Genomic DNA, 17,720 nt, shown 5'->3' with positions numbered 1-17,720 from the left:
TTCCAGAACTCTGGCATCTGCTGGGCAGGGCGGCCTCGCCGTGGAACCTCGGCGAACGTGAGCGGGGAGGCGTGGAACCTCCGCGACGGCCGGAGACGTCCTACGGATCGCTCCGTGCGGGTCAGCGGGTCAGCGGGTCAGCGGGTCAGCCGGTCAGGCGGCGAGCACGGCGTGCACCCGCCGCACGCGGTCGAGCCACCAAGCGGTCCGCTCGGGCGACGCCGCGTGCTGCTCGAGCAGGTCGCGGTCGACGTCCGCCCGCCGTACGTCGATCCGCCCGCCCACAGGGAGCAGCGGGTCCGCCGAGACGTCCGCCGCGAACATCACCGCCGTCCCGAGCCCGGCCGCGAACCCCGGCGCCATCGAACGCGCCGCCAGGAACGCCCCCATCCCGAGCCCGACCGAGGTGTCGAGCGCACTGGAGACCACGCAGGGGAGCCCGGCCTCGGCGACGATCGCGGCAGCGGCACTGATCCCACCGAGTGGCTGGGCCTTCACCACGAGGACGTCGGCTGCTCCGGCCCGGGCGACGGCGAGCGGGTCGGAGGCCTTCCGGACGCTCTCGTCCGCAGCGATCCGGACGCCGAGACCGTCGATGCGCGCCCGCAGCTCGGCGAGCCCCGACACGGTCGGCACCGGCTGCTCGGCGTACTGCAGGTCGAACGGGGCGAGCCGCTCCAACGCCACGACGGCCTGCTCGACGGACCACAGACCGTTCGCGTCGATCCGGACCGCGGCGTCCGGGCCCATCACCCGCCGGACCTCGGCCACCCGGGCGACGTCGTCGTCCAGACCCGTGCCGGGCTCGGCCACCTTGACCTTGGCAGTCGTGCAGCCGGGGTAGCGGTCGAGCAGCTCGGCGACCCGCGCCGGTTCGATCGCGGGCACGGTGGCGTTCACCGGCACGGACCCGGCGGCGGGCTCGTGTGCGGTCCAGCCGAAGTCAACGGTCGCCCGGAGCCACGCGGCGGCCTCGGCGTCGTCGTACTCCACGAAGGGCGAGAACTCCGTCCACCCCTCGGGGCCACGGAGGACCACGGCCTCCCGGGTGGTGATCCCACGGAACCGGACGCGCATCGGCAGGGACACGACATGGGCGTCGGTGAGGAGTTCAGCGAGGTCGGGGAGCACGGTGACCATCCTCCCAGGAGCGTCCAGGGTGCCCCACGGTTGTTCGGAGGGGACCGCCAGCGCGGCGCACTAGCATGCGACGGTCGGCCTCGGTCGGCGCTGACGTCGGCGGGGCCCGAACCCGCCGCACGACCGACGTAGAGGGAGGCTCGGTGTCGCCGGATCCGCAGCGAGGAGCAGCACCACGCGGTGCGACTCCACAGCAGCGCGCCGCGGCAGCCCAGCAGCAGCGCGCCACCGCAGCCCAGCAGCAGCGGGCAGCGCAGCAGCAGCGGGCAGCGCAGCAGCGGGCCGCGCAACCGCAGCGCGCACAACAGCCGCAACGAGCGGCTCAGCCCCGCACCGCCGCCCGGCCCCCGTCCCAGCAGCAACGACCCGGCACCGCCCAGGCCCGTTCGACCGGAGCCGCCCGCCCCTCCGCACAGACGGACGAGTTCGCCGCCCTCGTGCAGCGGAACACCGTGGACGTCCGGAACGCCCGCGGAGCCACCCGCCGCCGGCGCAACCCCCTGGTCGGCAAGATCGCGCTCGGGCTCGCGATCGTCTGCGCCGCGATCGACGCGAGCGCCTTCGCCGTGTTCGTCGGCGGTGACACCACCTTCGCCTTCGGCATCTGCTTCGTGACGGTCTTCCTGACGCTCGTGGCCGCGGTCCTCGGGTTCATCGCCGCCGTGGGGTCGCTCGGCCGCTGGTACGGGGCGATCGGCGTCGTGGTCGCGTTCCTCGCCAACCCGGTGATCCTCATCGTGCTCATCGTCGTCGTGGCGCCGGAACTCCTCACCGACATGGGCGGCAGCGCGACCTGACGGGGTGACCTCCCGCGGCCCGGCGGTACGTTGGAGGCATGCCTGCCCCTGTCTCCGACCTGTTCGACCCCGACGTCTGGACGGAGGCTCCGATCGCGGAGCACTTCACCGACATCACGTACCACAAACACGTCTCGCAGGGGATCGTCCGGGTGGCGTTCGACCGTGCCGAGGTCCGGAACGCCTTCCGCCCCCGCACGGTGGACGAGCTGTACCGGGCTCTCGACGACGCCCGGCAGGACCCCCGCGTCGGTGTCGTCCTGCTCACCGGCAACGGCCCGAGCCCGAAGGACGGCGGCTGGGCGTTCTGCTCCGGCGGCGACCAGCGCATCCGTGGCCGGAGCGGCTACCAGTACGTCGGTGACGAGGGTGCTCCGCCCGAGGGTGTCGACCCGGCCGCGGCGCAGGCGTCGATGGGTCGGCTCCACATCCTCGAGGTCCAGCGCCTGATCCGCATGATGCCGAAGGTCGTCATCGCCGTCGTCCCGGGGTGGGCGGCCGGCGGCGGCCACTCGCTGCACGCGATCTGCGACCTCACGATCGCGAGCGCCGAGCACGGTCGCTTCAAGCAGACCGACGCCGACGTCGGATCGTTCGACGGTGGGTACGGCAGCGCCTACTACGCGAAGCAGATCGGGCAGAAGTTCGCGCGCGAGGTCTTCTTCCTCGCGCAGGAGTACTCGGCGCAGCGTGCGTACGAGATGGGCGCCGTGAACGCCGTCGTGCCGCACGCGGACCTCGAGCGCGAGGCCATCCGCTGGGGCGAGATCGTCCTCGGGAAGTCCCCGACGGCGATCCGGATGCTCAAGTACGCCTTCAACGCGGTCGACGACGGCATGGTCGGACAGCAGGTCTTCGCGGGCGAGGCGACACGGCTCGCCTACGGCACCGACGAGGCGGTCGAGGGTCGCGACTCCTTCCTCGAGAAGCGCAAGCCCGAGTGGACCTCCTTCCCGTGGCACTACTGATCGAGCCCCGGGTCTCGAGGCGGGGCTGATGCCCCGTCCACTGGTCGCGCTCGGCACGTCCGACCCGTCCGCCGTCATGCGCGGCCTGGAGGCAGCACTCACCGGCGGCCCCGCCCTGCTCCCCGTCGCCGAAGGGGCTCCGGCGCTGCCGACACCGCCTCCGGCCGACGTCCCGCAGCGGGTCGCCCTGGTGGTCGAGACGAGCGGGTCCACGGGCACCGGCAAGCGGGTCGCGTTGTCCTCCGAGGCGCTGCTCGCCGGCGCCGCCGCCGCCGACGCGGCACTCGGCGGACCGGGACACTGGCTGCTCGCGCTGCCGACGCACTACATCGCGGGGCTGAACGTCCTGACGCGGTCCGTCACCGCGGGGACGACGCCGGTCCTCGTGCCGCCGGGGCACTTCGACCCGCGCGCCTTCGCTGACGCCGCGGCCCGGCTCGGGACCGACCGTTCGGCACCGAACCGGTACACGTCACTCGTGCCGGTCCAGCTCGCCCGGGTGCTCGACGACGAGCGGGCCACCGCAGCGCTCGCCGACCTCGACGCCGTGCTCGTCGGGGGGCAGGCCACGCCGGAGCCGCTGCGGGACCGCGCCCGGGCCGCCGGCGTCCGGATCGTGACGACGTACGGCGCGAGCGAGACCAGCGGCGGCTGCGTCTACGACGGCGTGCCCCTCGGGCCCGTGCACGCTGCCGTGGACGACGGGGAGCTGCTCCTCGCCGGACCGGTGCTCGCCGAGGGGTACCTGGGTGACGACGGCCGCACGGCCCGGACGTTCACGGAGCTCGACGGGCAGCGCTGGTACCGCACGGGTGACGCCGGCGAGGTCGTCGACGGCCGGGTCCGCGTGACCGGCCGGCTCGACGACGTCGTGATCTCCGGCGGCGAGAAGGTCCCGCTCGGCGCCGTCGAGCGCATCGTCCGCGGACTGCCGGGCCAGGAGGGTGCGGTCGTCACACGGCGTTCGTCGGGGGAGTGGGGCGAGGTGCCGGTCGTCGTCACCGATCGTCCGCTCGACCTCGATCGGGTTCGCGAGGCGGTCGGCACCGCCCTCGGCCGTGCTGCCCGACCGGCGGACGTGGTGGTCGTCGACCACCTGCCGATGCTCGCCAGCGGCAAGCCCGACCGCCGGGCGGTCCACGCGCTCGCCGACCCGACCGCCTGACGGAGCCGGACCCACCCGGTCCGGCGATCCGCGCCTCCCGGCCGCTGCCCCGACCGTCGGACCGGCGCGGACGTGGCCCTCATGGCGAACGCCGGTACGATGATCGGCCGTGGCACGATCGAAGCAGCAGAGCCGTCCCCAGGGCCGGAGTGGGAACCCCGCGAAGGCCGCAGGCCTCCAGCGAGGCGGACAGCGGAAGGCGACCGCCCGCGACTGGATCGGCGGCGCCCGTCTGCGGACCCTGACGCTCGGCGTGGTCCCGGTGGTGCTCGGCACGGCCGTCGCGTTCGTGGACAGCGGTGACCCCGGCGACTTCGGCGACTACCTGGCGAAGGACGGGCACCTCGCGATCGCCCTCCTCGCCCTCGCCGTGGCCCTGTTCCTGCAGATCGGCGTGAACTACAGCAACGACTACTCCGACGGTGTGCGCGGGACGGACGAGTACCGGGTCGGACCCGCTCGACTGACCGGAGCGGGCATCGCGAAGCCCCGCACCGTGCTGACCGTCGCGCTGACGTTCTTCGGTCTCGCCGCCGTCGCGGGGATCGTCATCGTGGTGCTGACCGGCCTCTGGTGGATCCTGCTCGTCGGCGCAGCGGCGATCGTCGCCGCCTGGTTCTACACCGGCGGCGAGCGCCCGTACGGGTACAACGCCCTCGGCGAGGTCTTCGTGTTCGTGTTCTTCGGCCTCGTCGCCGTGCTCGGGACGCAGTACACGCAGATCCAGCAGGTCACGACGAGCGGTTGGGCGGCGGCCGTCGCCGCCGGGTTCTTCGCGTGCGCGGTGCTCATGGTGAACAACATCCGGGACATCGACGAGGACCGGGCGGCCGGCAAGCGCACCCTGGCCGTGGTGCTCGGGCGGCCGGTCGCGCGGACGCTGTACGGCCTGTTCCTGATGCTCCCGTACGTGGTGCTGCTCTGGTTCGTGCTGCTCTACTTCCGGACCGGGTTGACGTACTTCTCGCTGCTGCTCGCGCTCCCGGCGCTCGCGATCGGCGTCTCCTCGCGGAAGCCGCGTGAGCTCATCACGGCACTGCAGCTGTCGTCGTTCGCCTCCCTGGCGTACGGCGTCGTGCTCGGCATCACCCTCGCCGTCCAGCCGTAGTCGGCACGGCGCCCGACGCTCGCCGCCCGCGGGGGCGCGTCAGGCGTCGTCGCGACGTGTGGCGTGTCGGTCGGCATCCGAGAGGGGCTGCTCCCGCGGAGCCTCACCGTCGGCGGCGTCGACGAAGTCGTCCTCGAAGTCGGTGTCGGCGTCGTGCGCCGGGCCCGGTCGACGCTCGGCGAGGCTCAGCGCGACGCGGTGCCGGAGCTTCCCGAGGGCGATGTACGACACCAGGAGCCCCACGAGCGCGGCGATGATCGTGGCCCAGTACCAGGGCATCGGCGTCAGGACGAGCAGCAGCACGAGGGCGGCCGCGAAGATGCCGAGACGCGCCAGGGAGTAGAGGAGCCACGCTTTCACCCGACAAGTGTACGAAGCCCGGGATGGCAGGTGCTGTACAGGCGGGCTGCCTAGACTCCGTGCATGGTCCGACTGTGGCTGATCGTCGTCGTCGCCGCCGTGGCGTTCACGGTGTGGACGGCCATCGACTGCGCCACGATGCCCCGCCAGCGTGTGCGCTCCCTGAGCCGCGGCGTGTGGGTCCTGCTCGTGATCGTCCTCCCCGTCGTCGGCGGTGTCCTCTGGCTGCTGCTCGGTCGGGCCCCCGCCGGTCCGGCACCAGCACAGCGGTACCGTGGACCCGAAGACGACCCGGACTTCCTCGGCGGCGGACCCACGCCTCCGGGTCGGTCCCCCACGGACAAGGACCAGGACGACGCAACCCTCCGAGACCTCGAAGACCAGTTCCACGACCGGGACGACGACGGACGCCCCAACGGCTGACCGCGGTGCCGTGAGCCCGTCGGCCGGGCGGAGTCCCGCCACCGACTTCGCCGTCGCGCTCCTGCAGGAACTCGCGCGCGCCGGCGTGACGGACGTCGTCGTCAGCCCCGGGTCCCGTTCGCAGGCCCTGGCCCTCGCCGCCGTCGCCCTCGAGCGGGCCGGCGGCATCGTCGTGCACGTCCGGCTCGACGAGCGCACCGCAGGGTTCTTCGCACTCGGCCTCGCGGTCGAGACCGGTCGCCCGGCCGCGGTCGTGACGACGAGCGGCACGGCCGTCGCGAACCTCCACCCCGCCGTCCTCGAGGCGCACCACTCCGGCGTCCCGGTGATCGTCCTGAGCGCCGACCGCCCCGACGAGCTCCGGGGCATCGGGAGCAACCAGACGACCGTGCAGCCCGGCATCTTCGGCCCCGCCGTCCCGTTCGTCCGCGACGTGCAGGCCCCGGTCGCCGAGACCACCGCGGACGAACTGCACCGCACGGCGCGCGAGCTCGCCCGGCAGGCGGTCGCCGCGGCGGCAGGACACACGGGGCAGCCCGGGCCGGTGCAGCTCAACGTCGCGTTCCGCGAGCCGCTGTCCGCCGGCCTCGCCGAGGGCGCCGTCGCGGCCGTCCCCGACGACGAGGTCGACACCGCGTACGCCACCCGCCGTCAGCACACCGGACTGCCGGTCGCCGAACTGGCTCCGGACGACGAGCCTGCGACGGTGGTGATCGCCGGGCACGACGCCGGCGAGGACGCCGAGCGGATCGCCTGGGAACTCGGAGCCCCGCTCCTCGCCGAGGTGTCGAGCGGCGCACACTTCGGCCGCCACCTCGTCGTCGCCTACCGACAGCTCCTGCAGGACCCGTCGTTCGGCGGCGCGGTCCGCCGCGCCGTGGTCCTCGGGCACCCGACCCTCAGCCGGGAGGTCCCCGCGCTCCTGCAGCGCGCCGACGTCGAGACGGTCGTGGTCCGCGCGCCTGGGGCCGACGTCTACGACCCGGCCCGTGCCTCCCGGCCGGACGCGGCGACCACCGTCGTGTCCGACGTCCGCGTGACGGGCCGGACCACCCCGGCACACCGCGCGTGGGTAGGCCGCTGGGTCGTCGCGAGCCGCGCGCTGCTCGGCGAGGGCGACGCGGCCCCCGACCTCGACGCGAAGCGGTCGCCGGACCGCGCCGAGCGGAACCGGTTCCTCCGCGACGAGGTGGCGCTCCGACGCCGCCCCGTCGACCGGGCGATGCTCACCGAGGCCGTCTGGGGTGTGACCTGGCCGCACGACCGACTCGTGCTGGGCGCGTCGCAGCTCATCCGCGTCGCCGACGGGAGGGTCCCCGGCAAGAAGCTGCGCGTGCACGCCAACCGCGGCCTCGCGGGCATCGACGGCACCGTGTCGACCGCCCTCGGCATCGCTGCGGCGCTCGAGCGGTCGTCCGCCGCGATCGGCACGACCCGCGTGCTCGTCGGGGACCTCACGTTCCTGCACGACCTCGGCGCGTTCGTCACCGGGACCGCCGAGCGCACGCACCGGGTGCAGGTGGTCGTGGGCAACGACGGCGGCGGGGCGATCTTCCGGGGGCTCGAGGTCGCGGCCACCACGCCCGAGGCCGACATGACGCGCATGATGAGCACGCCGCAGCACGTCGACGTCGAACGGGTGGTCACCGGGCTCGGGTGGGAGTACCGGCGCGCGGCGACGTGGGGCGACCTCGAACAGGTCCTGACGGACCCGGCCGAGCGGCTCGTCATCGAGGTGCCGCTGGCTGACTGAGCGGCGGTGGTGGCGCGGTCTCGCCGGTCGCGTCCGTGGGGCGCGAGACGTGACGGCCTGGAGGCACGGTGCCGGCCCGCGACGCGCCTCCCGTCCGGCGGGTGGTCACGCTGTCGACCGACGGTGACGCCGTCGACCGGCGGTCGCGCCGTCGGCGGGTGGCCGAGCCGTCAGGCGAGCGCGTCGGTGATAGGGCGGAACTTCAGCGCCGTCTCGGCGACCTCGCGCTCCGGGACCGACCCCGCGACGATGCCCGCGCCGGCCCAGGCGCGCACGGTGCCGTCCGGGGTGATCCGGGCGCTGCGGAGCGCGAGCATCCACTCACCGTCCCCGTTCGCACCGAGCCAGCCGACCGGCCCCGCGTAGCGCCCACGGTCGACGCCCTCGAGCTCGGCGACCAGCCGCACCGCGACGTCGGTCGGGGTCCCCGCGACGGCCGCGGTCGGGTGCAGGGCGTCGGCGACGTCGAGCGAGGTCGTCCCGGACGGCAGTGTCGCCTGCACGTCCGTGGCCAGGTGCCAGAGGTTCGGCAGCTGCAACCGGAACGGCTCCGGGTCGGCACGGAGGTCGGTCGCGAGGGGACGCAGCGCGGCGAGCAGGCTCTCGATCGCGAAGGCGTGCTCCTCGACGTCCTTCGTGCTCGACGCGAGGGCCTCGGCGGCGGCGCGGTCCGACACGGGGTCGTCACCGCGCGCCGCGCTGCCGGCGAGCACCCGCGCGGTCACCCGCGTGCCGTCGGTGCGGGCGAGCGTCTCGGGCGTCGCACCGACGATCCCGTCGACCGCGAACGTGACGCACTGCGGGTAGGCCGAGGCGAGGTCGAGGAGGAGCGCGCGCTGGTCCGCACCCTCCGGCAGCGTGCCGACGAGGTCGCGGGCGAGGACGACCTTGCGGGCCTCGCCGGCGCCGATGCGTCGGACGGCATCGGCGACCGAGCGGGCGTAGGCGTCCTCGTCGATGCGTCCGGGGGTGAGCGCCACCCGGACGTGCCCGCCGACGCGGGGGACCGGTACCGAGGTCCGTCGGAACGCCAGGGGTGTCGGGTCCGGGGTGGTGTCGACGGCGGTCAGCCAGGCCTTGCCGCGACGACGGCCGATCACCACGCGGGGGACGATGAGCACGCTCGTGTCGGCGGAGTCGTCCGCGAACGCGAAGGCTCCGAAGGCGACGAGTCCGGAACCACGGAGCTGCACGGGGTCGTCGACCTCGGCCGCCGCGACGAGGTCCCGCCACACCGCCGAGGCGTCGCGCATCCGGGACGGGCCGGTGAACTCGAACCGCAGCGCCTCGCCGATCCCCACGATCCCGTCCCCACCGCGGACGAAGGCCAGCGGGGCGTCGTGCAGCGTGTGGCGGAGGACGGCGCCCGGGTCGTCGAGGATCCGGGTCGAGACCGTCAGCGGCGGGGCGACCGTGGTGGTTCGGAGCACGCCCCGATGGTACGCGCCGCACCCGGACCGGGCCGTCGCGGGCGTCGCGCAGCCGCCGTTCCGGGCGCGTCCGGGCCACGCGCCGCTCGCTCACGGGAACGCCCGGGTGCGGACCTCTAGGATTGGTCGGGTGAGCAGAGCGGACCTGAACAAGCGGCCGGACGAAGTGGCGGCCATGTTCGACGACGTCGCGGCGAAGTACGACCTCACGAACGACATCCTCTCCGCGGGCAACGCCCCGCTGTGGCGTGTCGCGACGGTCCGGGCGGTCGACCCGCAGCCGGGCGAGAAGGTGCTGGACATCGCCGCCGGCACCGGCACGAGTTCGGCGGCGTTCGCGAAGAAGGGCGCCGACGTCACGGCGCTCGACCTCTCCGCGGGGATGATCCGCGTCGGACGCGAGCGCCACCCGGAGATCACGTTCGTCGAGGGCGACGCCGAACACCTGCCCTTCGACGACGACAGCTTCGACGCCGTCTCGATCTCGTTCGGCCTCCGCAACGTCAACGACCCGCAGCAGGCGCTCGGCGAGATGCTCCGGGTCCTCAAGCCCGGCGGCCGCGTCGTCATCTGCGAGTTCTCCACGCCGCCGCTCGCGCTCCTGCGCTTCGGCTACGGCACGTACCTCAAGCGGGTGCTGCCCGGCGTCGCGAAGCTCTCGTCGAGCAACCCCGCCGCCTACCGCTACCTCGCCGAGTCGATCGACGCGTGGCCCGAGCAGCAGGTGCTCAGCCAGTGGCTCCGCGGCGTCGGCTTCACGATGGTCGCCTACCGGAACCTCACGGCCGGTATCGTCGCACTGCACCGCGGCCGCAAGCCCGTCGCGGGCACCGTGCGCGCCTCGGTCGCCCGTCGCGCGAAGGCCCGCCGTGACCACCAGGCCACGGGTGAGCAGCCGAGCGTCCAGCGGGGCACCGACGCCGCCGACCACGACGGCTGAACCATCCCCTCCCCGAGTACGGAGCAGCACTTGAACCCGAGCGTCCCGGTCGCACGTCGCGCACCGAGTCTCCGCGCCTCGCTGGGCATCGGCGAACGGCTGTTCGCGTCCCCCGCCGACCGACGGTTCATCACCGCGGTGGACGACGGGCTCGAGGTCGTCGAGCACGCGCTCGAGGCCGCGATGCACTCGGCCGACACGCTGGCCGACACCACGAGCCGGTACCTGCTCGCCGCCGGAGGCAAGCGCATCCGGCCAACGCTGACGCTCCTCATCGCCCAGCTCGGCCGCGGTGTCACGGACGAGGTCGTCAAGGCCGCCGTGAGCATCGAGACCACGCACCTCGCGTCGCTGTACCACGACGACGTCATGGACGAGGCTCCCGTCCGGCGCGGGGTCCCCGCGGCGCACGTGACCTACGGCAACAACGTCGCGATCCTCACGGGTGACCTCCTCTTCGCCCGCGCGAGCCTCATCACCGCCGACCTCGGCGTCGAGGGCATCCGGATGCAGGCGGAGACCTTCCAGCGTCTCTGCCTCGGGCAACTCCACGAGACGACCGGTCCGCGGGAGGGGGAGGACGCCGTCGAGCACTACATCCAGGTGCTGAGCGACAAGACCGGTTCGCTCATCGCCACCGCCGCACGTGCCGGGGTGCTGTTCTCCGGCGCCGACCGTGCCTACCTCGAACCCGTCGGCGTCTTCGGCGAGAAGGTCGGTGTGGCCTTCCAACTCGTCGACGACGTGATCGACCTCGCCCCCGCGGGGGACCGCACGGGCAAGATCGCGGGGAACGACCTCCGCGCCGGGGTCGACACGCTGCCCCTGCTCCACCTGCGCGCGCTCGCGACGGACGACCCCGACGCCGACTCGCTGCTCCGTCGGATCGAGCACGACGTGAAGGGCGCCGACGACGACGCGGTCGACACCGACGGGTACCAGTCCGCGGTCGCCGCCCTCCGTGACCACGAAGCGACCGCGACCACCCGTGCGGTCGCCGTGCGCTGGGCCGAGGAAGCCGTCCAGGCCCTCGCCCCCCTGCCGGACGGCACCGTGAAGAAGGCCCTCACCCGGTTCGCGGAGTCCGTCGTCGACCGCAGCCGCTGACAGCCGCTCGACGGCGTCGCGAGCCGGCGCCGACGAGCTGCACCACCCCCGGGAGCACCCCACCCGAACGAACTGGAGACGATCAGTGCCCACCCTCCGACTCGCCATCGTCGGCGCCGGTCCCGCCGGCATCTACGCCGCGGACATCCTGCTCCGTGAAGCGCACGGCCACGACGTGTCGATCGACCTGTTCGAGCAGCTCCCCGCTCCCTACGGCCTCGTCCGCTACGGCGTCGCACCGGACCACCCCCGCATCAAGGGCATCATCAACGCACTCCGGGACGTCCTCGACCGCGGTGTCGTCCGGCTGTTCGGGAACGTCCGGTTCGGCGAGGACATCACCCTCGAGGACCTCAAGAAGCACTACAACGCGGTCGTGTTCTCGACGGGCGCGATCAAGGACGCCGACCTCGACATCCCCGGCATCGACCTCGAGGGGTCGTACGGCGCGGCGGACTTCGTGAGCTGGTTCGACGGGCACCCCGACGTCCCGCGCACGTGGCCCCTCACCGCGGAGAGCGTCGCGGTGATCGGCAACGGCAACGTCGCCCTCGACGTCTCGCGCATCCTCGCGAAGCACGCCGACGACCTGCTCCCGACCGAGATCCCGGACAACGTGTACGAGGGCCTCAAGGCGAGCCCCGTCACCGACGTGCACGTCTTCGGCCGCCGCGGTCCGGCGCAGGTGAAGTTCACCCCGCTCGAGCTCCGCGAGCTGGGCGAGGTCCGCGACGTCGACATGATCGTGTACGACGAGGACTTCGACCACGACGCGGCCTCGCTCACGGCGATCCAGACGAACAAGCAGGTCATGGTCATCAACCGCGTCCTGAACCAGTGGCGCGAGCGCGAGGTCGGGCAGGCCAGCCGCCGTCTGCACCTGCACTTCTACGCGAAGCCCCTCGAACTCGTCGGCGACGCGGACGGGCACGTCGCGGCGATCCGGTACGAGCGCACCCGGCCGAACGGCGAGGGCGGCGTCGAGGGCACCGGGGAGATCCGCGAGATCCCGATCCAGGCCGCCTACCGCGCGGTCGGCTACTTCGGCTCGCCCCTGCCCGGCCTGCCGTTCGACGAGCGTCAGGGCGTCATCCCGAACCGCGAGGGGCAGGTCCTCGGCGAGGACGGCCAGCAGCTCCCCGGCGTCTACGCGACGGGGTGGATCAAGCGTGGACCGGTCGGGCTCATCGGGCACACGAAGTCCGACGCGATGGAGACCGTGCAGCACATCGTCAACGACCAGGCCTCGTGGTGGACCCCGGAGGACGCCTCCGCCGAGGCCGTCCCGGCGCTGCTCCGCGAGCGCGGCGTCGCCTACACGGACCTCGACGGCTGGCACAACCTCGACGAGCACGAGCTCGCCCTCGGCGCAGCGGCTGGTCGTGAGCGCATCAAGGTCGTCCCGCGTGACGAGATGATCGACGTCTCGCTCGGCCGGGCCGCCGCCCCGACGAGCTGACGGACCACCCGACGTGACCACCGCAGCACGCCCCGTACCGCCCGACGCGGTCCGGGGCGTGCCCGCGTCGGGGCCCCGGCTGCAGGGCGTCGACGTCGCCCGCGCGATCGCACTGCTCGGCATGATCGCGACGCACGTCGGTGACGTGCCGGACGCCGTCGACTGGTCGGACCCGACGACGTGGGCCGCGGTCGCGCACGGCCGGTCCTCGTCGCTCTTCGCCGTCCTCGCCGGGGTGTCGATCGGACTCACGAGCGGTCGGACCCGCCCGCCCGGTCCGCCGCTCATCGGCCGGGTGCGCGCCCGTCTGGCGATCCGCGCCGTCGTGGTGGTCGGGATCGGCCTCCTCCTCATGGCGCTGGGCACGCCCGTGTACGTGATCCTCCCGACCTACGGCGTGCTCTTCCTGCTCGCGATCCCGGTGCTGCGGGTGCGCGCCCGGTGGCTCCTCGCCCTCGCTGCCGCCTGCGCTGTCGCGTCACCGGTCGCAGCGCTCGCGGTGCTGCCCCTGTACGCGGACGCCGGCACGTGGGAGGTGCAGCTCGGCCTGGTGTACCCCGTGGTCACCTTCCTGGCGTACGTGCTGGTCGGCCTCGCGGTCGCCCGGGCGGGCAGCCTGGGCCCCCGCCGCCGGTTCCCGGACGACGCGCCAGCGGCGTCCGGGCCGAGCCGGTGGGGAGAGGCACGGATCGCGCGGATCACGCTCCTCGCGTCCGGCACGGTGGTCGCCGTCGTCGCGTACGTCGTCGGCAACCTGCTGGCGCCCGTCCCGGCGGACGCGGCGTGGGCGTCGTTCCCCGGCGTGCCGTACACGCCGGAGGGCAACACGCCCGCGCAGGCCCTCGCGCAGGAGTTCCTCTCACCGCGGGACCACTCGTCCTCGATCGTCGACGTGGTCGGGACCGCCGGGGTCGCGGTCGCGGTGACGGCACTGTGCTGTCTGCTCGTCGACGGGCGCAGCCGCACCGTCCAGAGGATCGCGTTCCCGCTCGTGGCCCTCGGCGCCATGCCGCTGTCCGTCTACGCGTTCCACCTCGTCGTGATCGCCTTCCTGCCCGAGTACCCGCAGAGCGCCGCGGCGTGGGGCTGGTTCGCGGTCGGGTCGGTGCTGTTCGCGATGACGTGGCGGACGTTCCTCGGTCGCGGGCCGCTCGAACGCCTGCTCGCACGCCTGACCGACCTGGTTCCGCTCACCCGCTGAACCGCCGCCCCTCGCGCACCGTGCCAGGCCCCGCACACGGTCTCACTCCGCCCCGCACCGTGCGAGGTGGGCACCGCGTGCGCCGGCCGCGCGACGTGGGGAGCGCGTGCGCGGACGGTGCGAGGTGGGCACCGCGTGCGCCGGCCGTGCGACGTGGGGAGCGCGTGCGCGGACGGTGCGAGGTTCCGCACGCAGTGCGAGGCTGTCGCCCTCGCACCGTGTGCGGAAGCTCGCACGGTGTGGTCGCGCGCTCGCACCGTGCGAGGTGGTGTGCGCAAGGCCCTCACACCGTGCGAGGTGAGTGAGGCCCGCCCGCGCGCGCAGAACACCCGCCCGCGCGCGCAGAACGCCCGCGCGCGCCAGCGCGCCGGAGCCGACCCGTCCCTCCAGGCCGTCCCTACTGCAGCGCCGCCGTGAGCCGCGCGACGTTGTCGAGCACCTTGGACCGACGCGGCCGGTCCACCCACGAGTCGAGCGTCAGCTCGAAGCTGTGCTCCTTGTAGGCGTCCTGCACTCCGCGGAGCGCGTCGACGAAGCTCCTGCCGCGGACCATCACCGACACCTCGAGGTTGAGGCTGAACGACCGCATGTCCATGTTGCTCGAGCCGATCACGGCGACCTCGTCGTCGATCGTGAAGTGCTTCGCGTGCAGGATCGTCGGCGCACGGTACAGCCAGATCCGCACCCCGGCGCGGAGCAGCCCCTCGTAGTAGGAGCGTTGCGCGTGCCAGGTCATGGCGTGGTCACCCATCTCGCCGACGAACAGCTCGACCTCGACCCCGCGCTGGGCGGTGGTCGTGATGGCGTAGAGCATCGAGTCGTCCGGCACGAAGTAGGGCGACGTGATCGACACCTTCTGCTGCGCCGAGTAGAGCAGCGCGTTGAAGAGGCGCAGGTTGTTCTCGCCGTCGAACCCCGGCCCGGACGGCACCACCTGGCAGTCGAGGGCGTCACCGCGGTCCGCGCGCTGGACCGGGTCGCTCTCGCGGAGCAGCAGCTCGTCGGTCTCGCTGTACCAGTCGGTGACGAACAGGGCGTTGAGGCCGGCCACGACCGGACCCTCGAAGCGAGCGAACAGGTCCTTGTAGGCCATGTGCCGCTTCTTGTGCGACTCGAGGTCGTACGACTTGTCGATGAGGTTCTGCGACCCCGTGAACGCGACCGAACCGTCGATCACCATGATCTTGCGGTGGTTCCGGAGGTCGGGGCGCTGGAACTTCCCCTGCAGGGGCTTGAGCGGCAGCATGAGGTGCCACTCGATGCCGGCGCGGTCGAGGAACGCGAGCGTGTCCTTGTAGTCCGGGTAGCCGCGACTCGCCCAGTGGTCCAGGAGGAACCGCACGGTCACACCCCGGGACTGGGCACGAGCGAGGGCCTCGAAGAACGGCCGGGTCGTGTCGTCGAGCGTGGCGATGTAGAACTCGACGTGCACGAAGCGCCGCGATTGGTCGATCGCGCGCGTCATCTCGGCGTAGGACTCCTCGTAGTCCGGGTAGAGCTCCGCCGAGTTGCCGCCGACGAGGGGCATGGACCCGAGGCCGCGGTTCAGCGTGACGATGCTCTCGAGCCACGGCGGCCACGGGTGGTCCTTGCGGACGCGGTCCATGCCCTCGGTCTGGTCGAGGATGTACTGGTTGATCTCCGCCTGCTTCTCGCGGCGGTCCCGCGGGAGCTTCGTCGACCCGATGATCAGGAACACGATGAACCCGATGTACGGGATCAGGAAGATGGCGAGCAGCCAGGCCGTCGCGGTCTGCGGCTTCCGGTTGATCGGGACGTAGATGATCGAGAACACACGGATCGCGAGGTCGAGCAGGACCAGCAGGATCGTGATCGCGACGGAGAGCCAGTGCTCCACGGTGACGTCGTCGGTGTCGGGTCAGGCGGACGCGGGCGTCAGCGGAAGTTCACGAACTGCAGCGGGACGTCGAACTCTTCGCCCTTGAGCAGCTGGATCGTGTTCTGGAGGTCGTCGCGGCTCTTGGAGGAGACCCGGAGCTCGTCGCCCTGGATCTGGCTCTTGACGCTCTTCGGTGCCTCGGCACGCAGGAACGCCCCGATCTTCTTCGCGACGTCCTGCTCGATGCCGTTCTTGAACTGCACCTCGATGCGGAACTCCTTGCCCGAGGGGAAGGGGTCACCGGCGTCGAGGCTCTTGAGGCTGATGCTGCGCTTGATCGCCTTGGACTGCAGCACGTCGAGGACGGCGCGGGCCCGCTCCTCGGAGTTCGCCTTGATGAGGACGTCCTCACCGCTGAACGCGATCGAAGCGCCGGCGCCCTTGAAGTCGTAGCGCTGTTCGATCTCCTTGGCCGCCTGGTTGACGGCGTTCTCCGCCTCCATCTTGTCGACCTTGCTCACCACGTCGAAGGAACTGTCTGCCATGCGGGACAGCCTATCGGCGGCCAGGAGGGACGGTTCAGGAGCGCGGACCGCCTGCGGTCGACGACGTGGTCACGACCACCCCCGCGCATCGGCTATGCTGTTCTGCGCGCCTCCGGTTGGTGATCACACGGGCTGGGTGCGCGATGGCAAGTTACCCAAGCGGCCAAAGGGATCTGACTGTAAATCAGCCGGCGTAGCCTTCGGGGGTTCGAATCCCTCACTTGCCACGTGATGAACGCCCCCTCCTCGGAGGGGGCTTCGTCGTTCCCGGGCAAGATGGGGGCATGTCCCTCGAACCCACGCCGTCCGAGTTCGCCGACCTCGCCGAGTCCATCGCACGTGAGGCCGCGTCGCTCGCCGCCCGTCGCCGCGCCGAGGGGGTCGAGGTCGCCGACCGGAAGTCGAGCGTGGTAGACGTCGTCACCGCCGCCGACCGGGAGGTCGAGGACCTCGTGCGACGCCGCATCGCCGAGGCACGCCCGGACGACGCGGTCCTCGGCGAGGAGGCCGGCGGAACGGACGGGACGAGCGGTGTCACCTGGGTCGTCGACCCGATCGACGGCACGGTCAACTACCTCTACGGGCGCCCTGACTACGCGGTGAGCATCGGCATCGTCCGGGGTGCACCCGATCCCGCGACGTGGGAACCGCTCGCGGGCGTCGTCGTCGCGCCCGCCACCGGCACGGTGTTCCGTGCCGTCGCCGGCGGGGCCGCGACCCGGGACGGTGCACCGATCGCGGCATCGTCGCCCGCGTCGCTCGCCGAGACGCTGCTGTCGACCGGCTTCGCGTACACGGCGGAACGTCGCCGCGGGCAGGTCGCCGTGCTCGCGGAGTGCATCGGCAGCGTCCGGGACATCCGCCGCGGAGGGTCAGCGGCGCTCGACTGCTGCGCGGTCGGGGACGGCACCGTCGACGCGTACTACGAGCGGGGGATCAACCCGTGGGACATGGCCGCGGGCTCGATCGTCGCGGCCGCGGCCGGGGCCGAGGTCCGGTCGTGGCGAGCGGGGGACATCCGCTCGTTCCTGTTCGCGAGCCCGGCGGTCGTCGACGGACTCGAGGCCCTGCTCCGCCGTGCCGAAGCCACCGCGCTCGGCGTCTCGGAGGTCTGACGGAGAGGGCTCGACCTCGGACCGCGGACGTGCCGGTCCCGGGGGACACGAGTGGCGAGCGATGTTGTCCTTTGCTACCGTTCAGGAGTTCCGTTACCGGCTCGTTACCAACGGCCGCCACCCTTCCCCGATCAGGATCAGCACCGAACGCATGCCCGACGCCTCCACCACGCCCGCACCGACCGACGTCATCGTCGACGCACCGACCCCGGTCGTCCACCTGACCCGACGAGCGCGCATCGAGGCCGAACGAGCCGCCGCACGCACCACGACGCCGATCGGCACGACCGACGAGTTCGCCGCGATCGTCGGGACTCCCGTCGAGGCCGCAGCGCCCGCGTCCCCGGTCGACCTCGCCCCGACCTCGCC

General features: G+C 72.7%; 17 protein-coding genes and 1 tRNA gene. 13 read left to right on the top strand and 5 right to left on the bottom strand.

Going from position 1 to position 17,720, the window contains the following annotated elements; translation table 11 throughout:
• Positions 1–153: 153 nt before the first annotated feature.
• Positions 154–1,140, bottom strand: coding sequence for an o-succinylbenzoate synthase (locus ACSW7Y_RS09705; RefSeq protein WP_438126091.1), 987 nt, complete (start codon positions 1,138–1,140; stop codon positions 154–156).
• Between the two features lie 143 nt (positions 1,141–1,283).
• On the opposite strand from ACSW7Y_RS09705, the gene ACSW7Y_RS09700 reads away from it, so the two are divergent.
• The 4 genes from ACSW7Y_RS09700 (at position 1,284) to ACSW7Y_RS09685 (ending at position 5,178) form a co-directional block, all read left to right on the top strand.
• Positions 1,284–1,937: a hypothetical protein gene (locus ACSW7Y_RS09700; RefSeq protein WP_438126090.1), complete on the top strand. Its 654-nt coding sequence runs from the start codon at positions 1,284–1,286 to the stop codon at positions 1,935–1,937.
• A gap of 38 nt (positions 1,938–1,975) precedes the next feature.
• On the top strand, positions 1,976–2,905 hold the full coding sequence (locus ACSW7Y_RS09695) for a 1,4-dihydroxy-2-naphthoyl-CoA synthase (RefSeq protein WP_438126089.1): 930 nt from the start codon (positions 1,976–1,978) through the stop codon (positions 2,903–2,905).
• A 28-nt stretch (positions 2,906–2,933) separates the two neighbouring features.
• The gene (locus tag ACSW7Y_RS09690; RefSeq protein WP_438126088.1) at positions 2,934–4,070 is read left to right on the top strand and encodes an AMP-binding protein; all 1,137 of its coding nucleotides are present in this window, start codon (positions 2,934–2,936) and stop codon (positions 4,068–4,070) included.
• A 109-nt stretch (positions 4,071–4,179) separates the two neighbouring features.
• Positions 4,180–5,178 (top strand): 1,4-dihydroxy-2-naphthoate polyprenyltransferase, encoded by a 999-nt coding sequence (locus ACSW7Y_RS09685; protein ID WP_438126087.1) that lies wholly within the window; start codon positions 4,180–4,182, stop codon positions 5,176–5,178.
• 39 nt (positions 5,179–5,217) lie between these two features.
• Here the strand turns inward: ACSW7Y_RS09685 and ACSW7Y_RS09680 are convergent, their stop codons facing one another.
• Positions 5,218–5,538: a DUF4229 domain-containing protein gene (locus ACSW7Y_RS09680; protein WP_438126086.1), complete on the bottom strand. Its 321-nt coding sequence runs from the start codon at positions 5,536–5,538 to the stop codon at positions 5,218–5,220.
• A 63-nt stretch (positions 5,539–5,601) separates the two neighbouring features.
• On the opposite strand from ACSW7Y_RS09680, the gene ACSW7Y_RS09675 reads away from it, so the two are divergent.
• Positions 5,602–5,961 carry a PLDc N-terminal domain-containing protein gene (locus tag ACSW7Y_RS09675; RefSeq protein ID WP_438126085.1) on the top strand — a complete coding sequence of 120 codons (360 nt, stop codon included), beginning with the start codon at positions 5,602–5,604 and terminating at the stop codon, positions 5,959–5,961.
• A gap of 10 nt (positions 5,962–5,971) precedes the next feature.
• Complete coding sequence (menD, locus tag ACSW7Y_RS09670; protein WP_438126084.1) at positions 5,972–7,714, top strand: 2-succinyl-5-enolpyruvyl-6-hydroxy-3-cyclohexene-1-carboxylic-acid synthase; 1,743 nt, start codon at positions 5,972–5,974, stop codon at positions 7,712–7,714.
• Between the two features lie 170 nt (positions 7,715–7,884).
• On the opposite strand, the gene ACSW7Y_RS09665 is transcribed toward menD, so the two are convergent.
• Positions 7,885–9,144 (bottom strand): isochorismate synthase, encoded by a 1,260-nt coding sequence (locus ACSW7Y_RS09665; RefSeq protein WP_438126083.1) that lies wholly within the window; start codon positions 9,142–9,144, stop codon positions 7,885–7,887.
• A gap of 130 nt (positions 9,145–9,274) precedes the next feature.
• On the opposite strand from ACSW7Y_RS09665, the gene ACSW7Y_RS09660 reads away from it, so the two are divergent.
• The 4 genes from ACSW7Y_RS09660 to ACSW7Y_RS09645 all read left to right on the top strand — a co-directional run bounded on the left by ACSW7Y_RS09660 (position 9,275) and on the right by ACSW7Y_RS09645 (position 13,851).
• The gene (locus tag ACSW7Y_RS09660) at positions 9,275–10,084 is read left to right on the top strand and encodes a demethylmenaquinone methyltransferase (protein ID WP_438126082.1); all 810 of its coding nucleotides are present in this window, start codon (positions 9,275–9,277) and stop codon (positions 10,082–10,084) included.
• 30 nt (positions 10,085–10,114) lie between these two features.
• Entirely contained in the window at positions 10,115–11,191 is a 1,077-nt protein-coding gene (locus tag ACSW7Y_RS09655) for a polyprenyl synthetase family protein (RefSeq protein WP_438126081.1), read from the top strand.
• A gap of 85 nt (positions 11,192–11,276) precedes the next feature.
• On the top strand, positions 11,277–12,650 hold the full coding sequence (locus tag ACSW7Y_RS09650) for an FAD-dependent oxidoreductase (RefSeq protein ID WP_438126080.1): 1,374 nt from the start codon (positions 11,277–11,279) through the stop codon (positions 12,648–12,650).
• A gap of 13 nt (positions 12,651–12,663) precedes the next feature.
• Positions 12,664–13,851: a heparan-alpha-glucosaminide N-acetyltransferase domain-containing protein gene (locus tag ACSW7Y_RS09645; RefSeq protein ID WP_438126079.1), complete on the top strand. Its 1,188-nt coding sequence runs from the start codon at positions 12,664–12,666 to the stop codon at positions 13,849–13,851.
• Positions 13,852–14,248: 397 nt separating this feature from the next.
• Here ACSW7Y_RS09645 and cls read toward each other — a convergent pair whose 3' ends face one another.
• A complete protein-coding gene (gene cls, locus ACSW7Y_RS09640) occupies positions 14,249–15,709 on the bottom strand; it encodes a cardiolipin synthase (protein ID WP_438126078.1) in 1,461 nt (486 codons plus the stop codon).
• Between the two features lie 38 nt (positions 15,710–15,747).
• A complete protein-coding gene (locus tag ACSW7Y_RS09635) occupies positions 15,748–16,236 on the bottom strand; it encodes a YajQ family cyclic di-GMP-binding protein (protein ID WP_438126077.1) in 489 nt (162 codons plus the stop codon).
• Between the two features lie 145 nt (positions 16,237–16,381).
• Here ACSW7Y_RS09635 and ACSW7Y_RS09630 point away from each other — a divergent pair.
• The 3 genes from ACSW7Y_RS09630 to ACSW7Y_RS09620 form a co-directional block, all read left to right on the top strand.
• Positions 16,382–16,463: transfer RNA gene (locus tag ACSW7Y_RS09630), tRNA-Tyr, on the top strand.
• Between the two features lie 57 nt (positions 16,464–16,520).
• Entirely contained in the window at positions 16,521–17,351 is an 831-nt protein-coding gene (locus ACSW7Y_RS09625) for an inositol monophosphatase family protein (protein WP_438126076.1), read from the top strand.
• A 151-nt stretch (positions 17,352–17,502) separates the two neighbouring features.
• Positions 17,503–17,720: hypothetical protein (locus ACSW7Y_RS09620; protein ID WP_438126075.1), on the top strand; the 218-nt coding region annotated here is incomplete at its 3' end.

It is taken from the genome of Curtobacterium flaccumfaciens (assembly GCF_051548005.1).
In the GTDB taxonomy this organism is placed as follows: domain Bacteria; phylum Actinomycetota; class Actinomycetes; order Actinomycetales; family Microbacteriaceae; genus Curtobacterium.
The sequence above is the reverse complement of the archived record's forward strand: the minus strand, read 5'-3'. Positions and strand labels throughout refer to the sequence as shown.

Bases quoted from the DNA above. Each gene is read 5' to 3' on its own strand.
- ACSW7Y_RS09675 (WP_438126085.1), top strand. From the start codon at position 5,602: ATGGTCCGACTGTGGCTGATCGTCGTCGTCGCCGCCGTGGCGTTCACG.
- ACSW7Y_RS09625 (WP_438126076.1), top strand. From the start codon at position 16,521: ATGTCCCTCGAACCCACGCCGTCCGAGTTCGCCGACCTCGCCGAGTCC.
- ACSW7Y_RS09635 (WP_438126077.1), bottom strand. From the start codon at position 16,236: ATGGCAGACAGTTCCTTCGACGTGGTGAGCAAGGTCGACAAGATGGAG.
- ACSW7Y_RS09705 (WP_438126091.1), bottom strand. From the start codon at position 1,140: ATGGTCACCGTGCTCCCCGACCTCGCTGAACTCCTCACCGACGCCCAT.
- ACSW7Y_RS09690 (WP_438126088.1), top strand. From the start codon at position 2,934: ATGCCCCGTCCACTGGTCGCGCTCGGCACGTCCGACCCGTCCGCCGTC.
- ACSW7Y_RS09695 (WP_438126089.1), top strand. From the start codon at position 1,976: ATGCCTGCCCCTGTCTCCGACCTGTTCGACCCCGACGTCTGGACGGAG.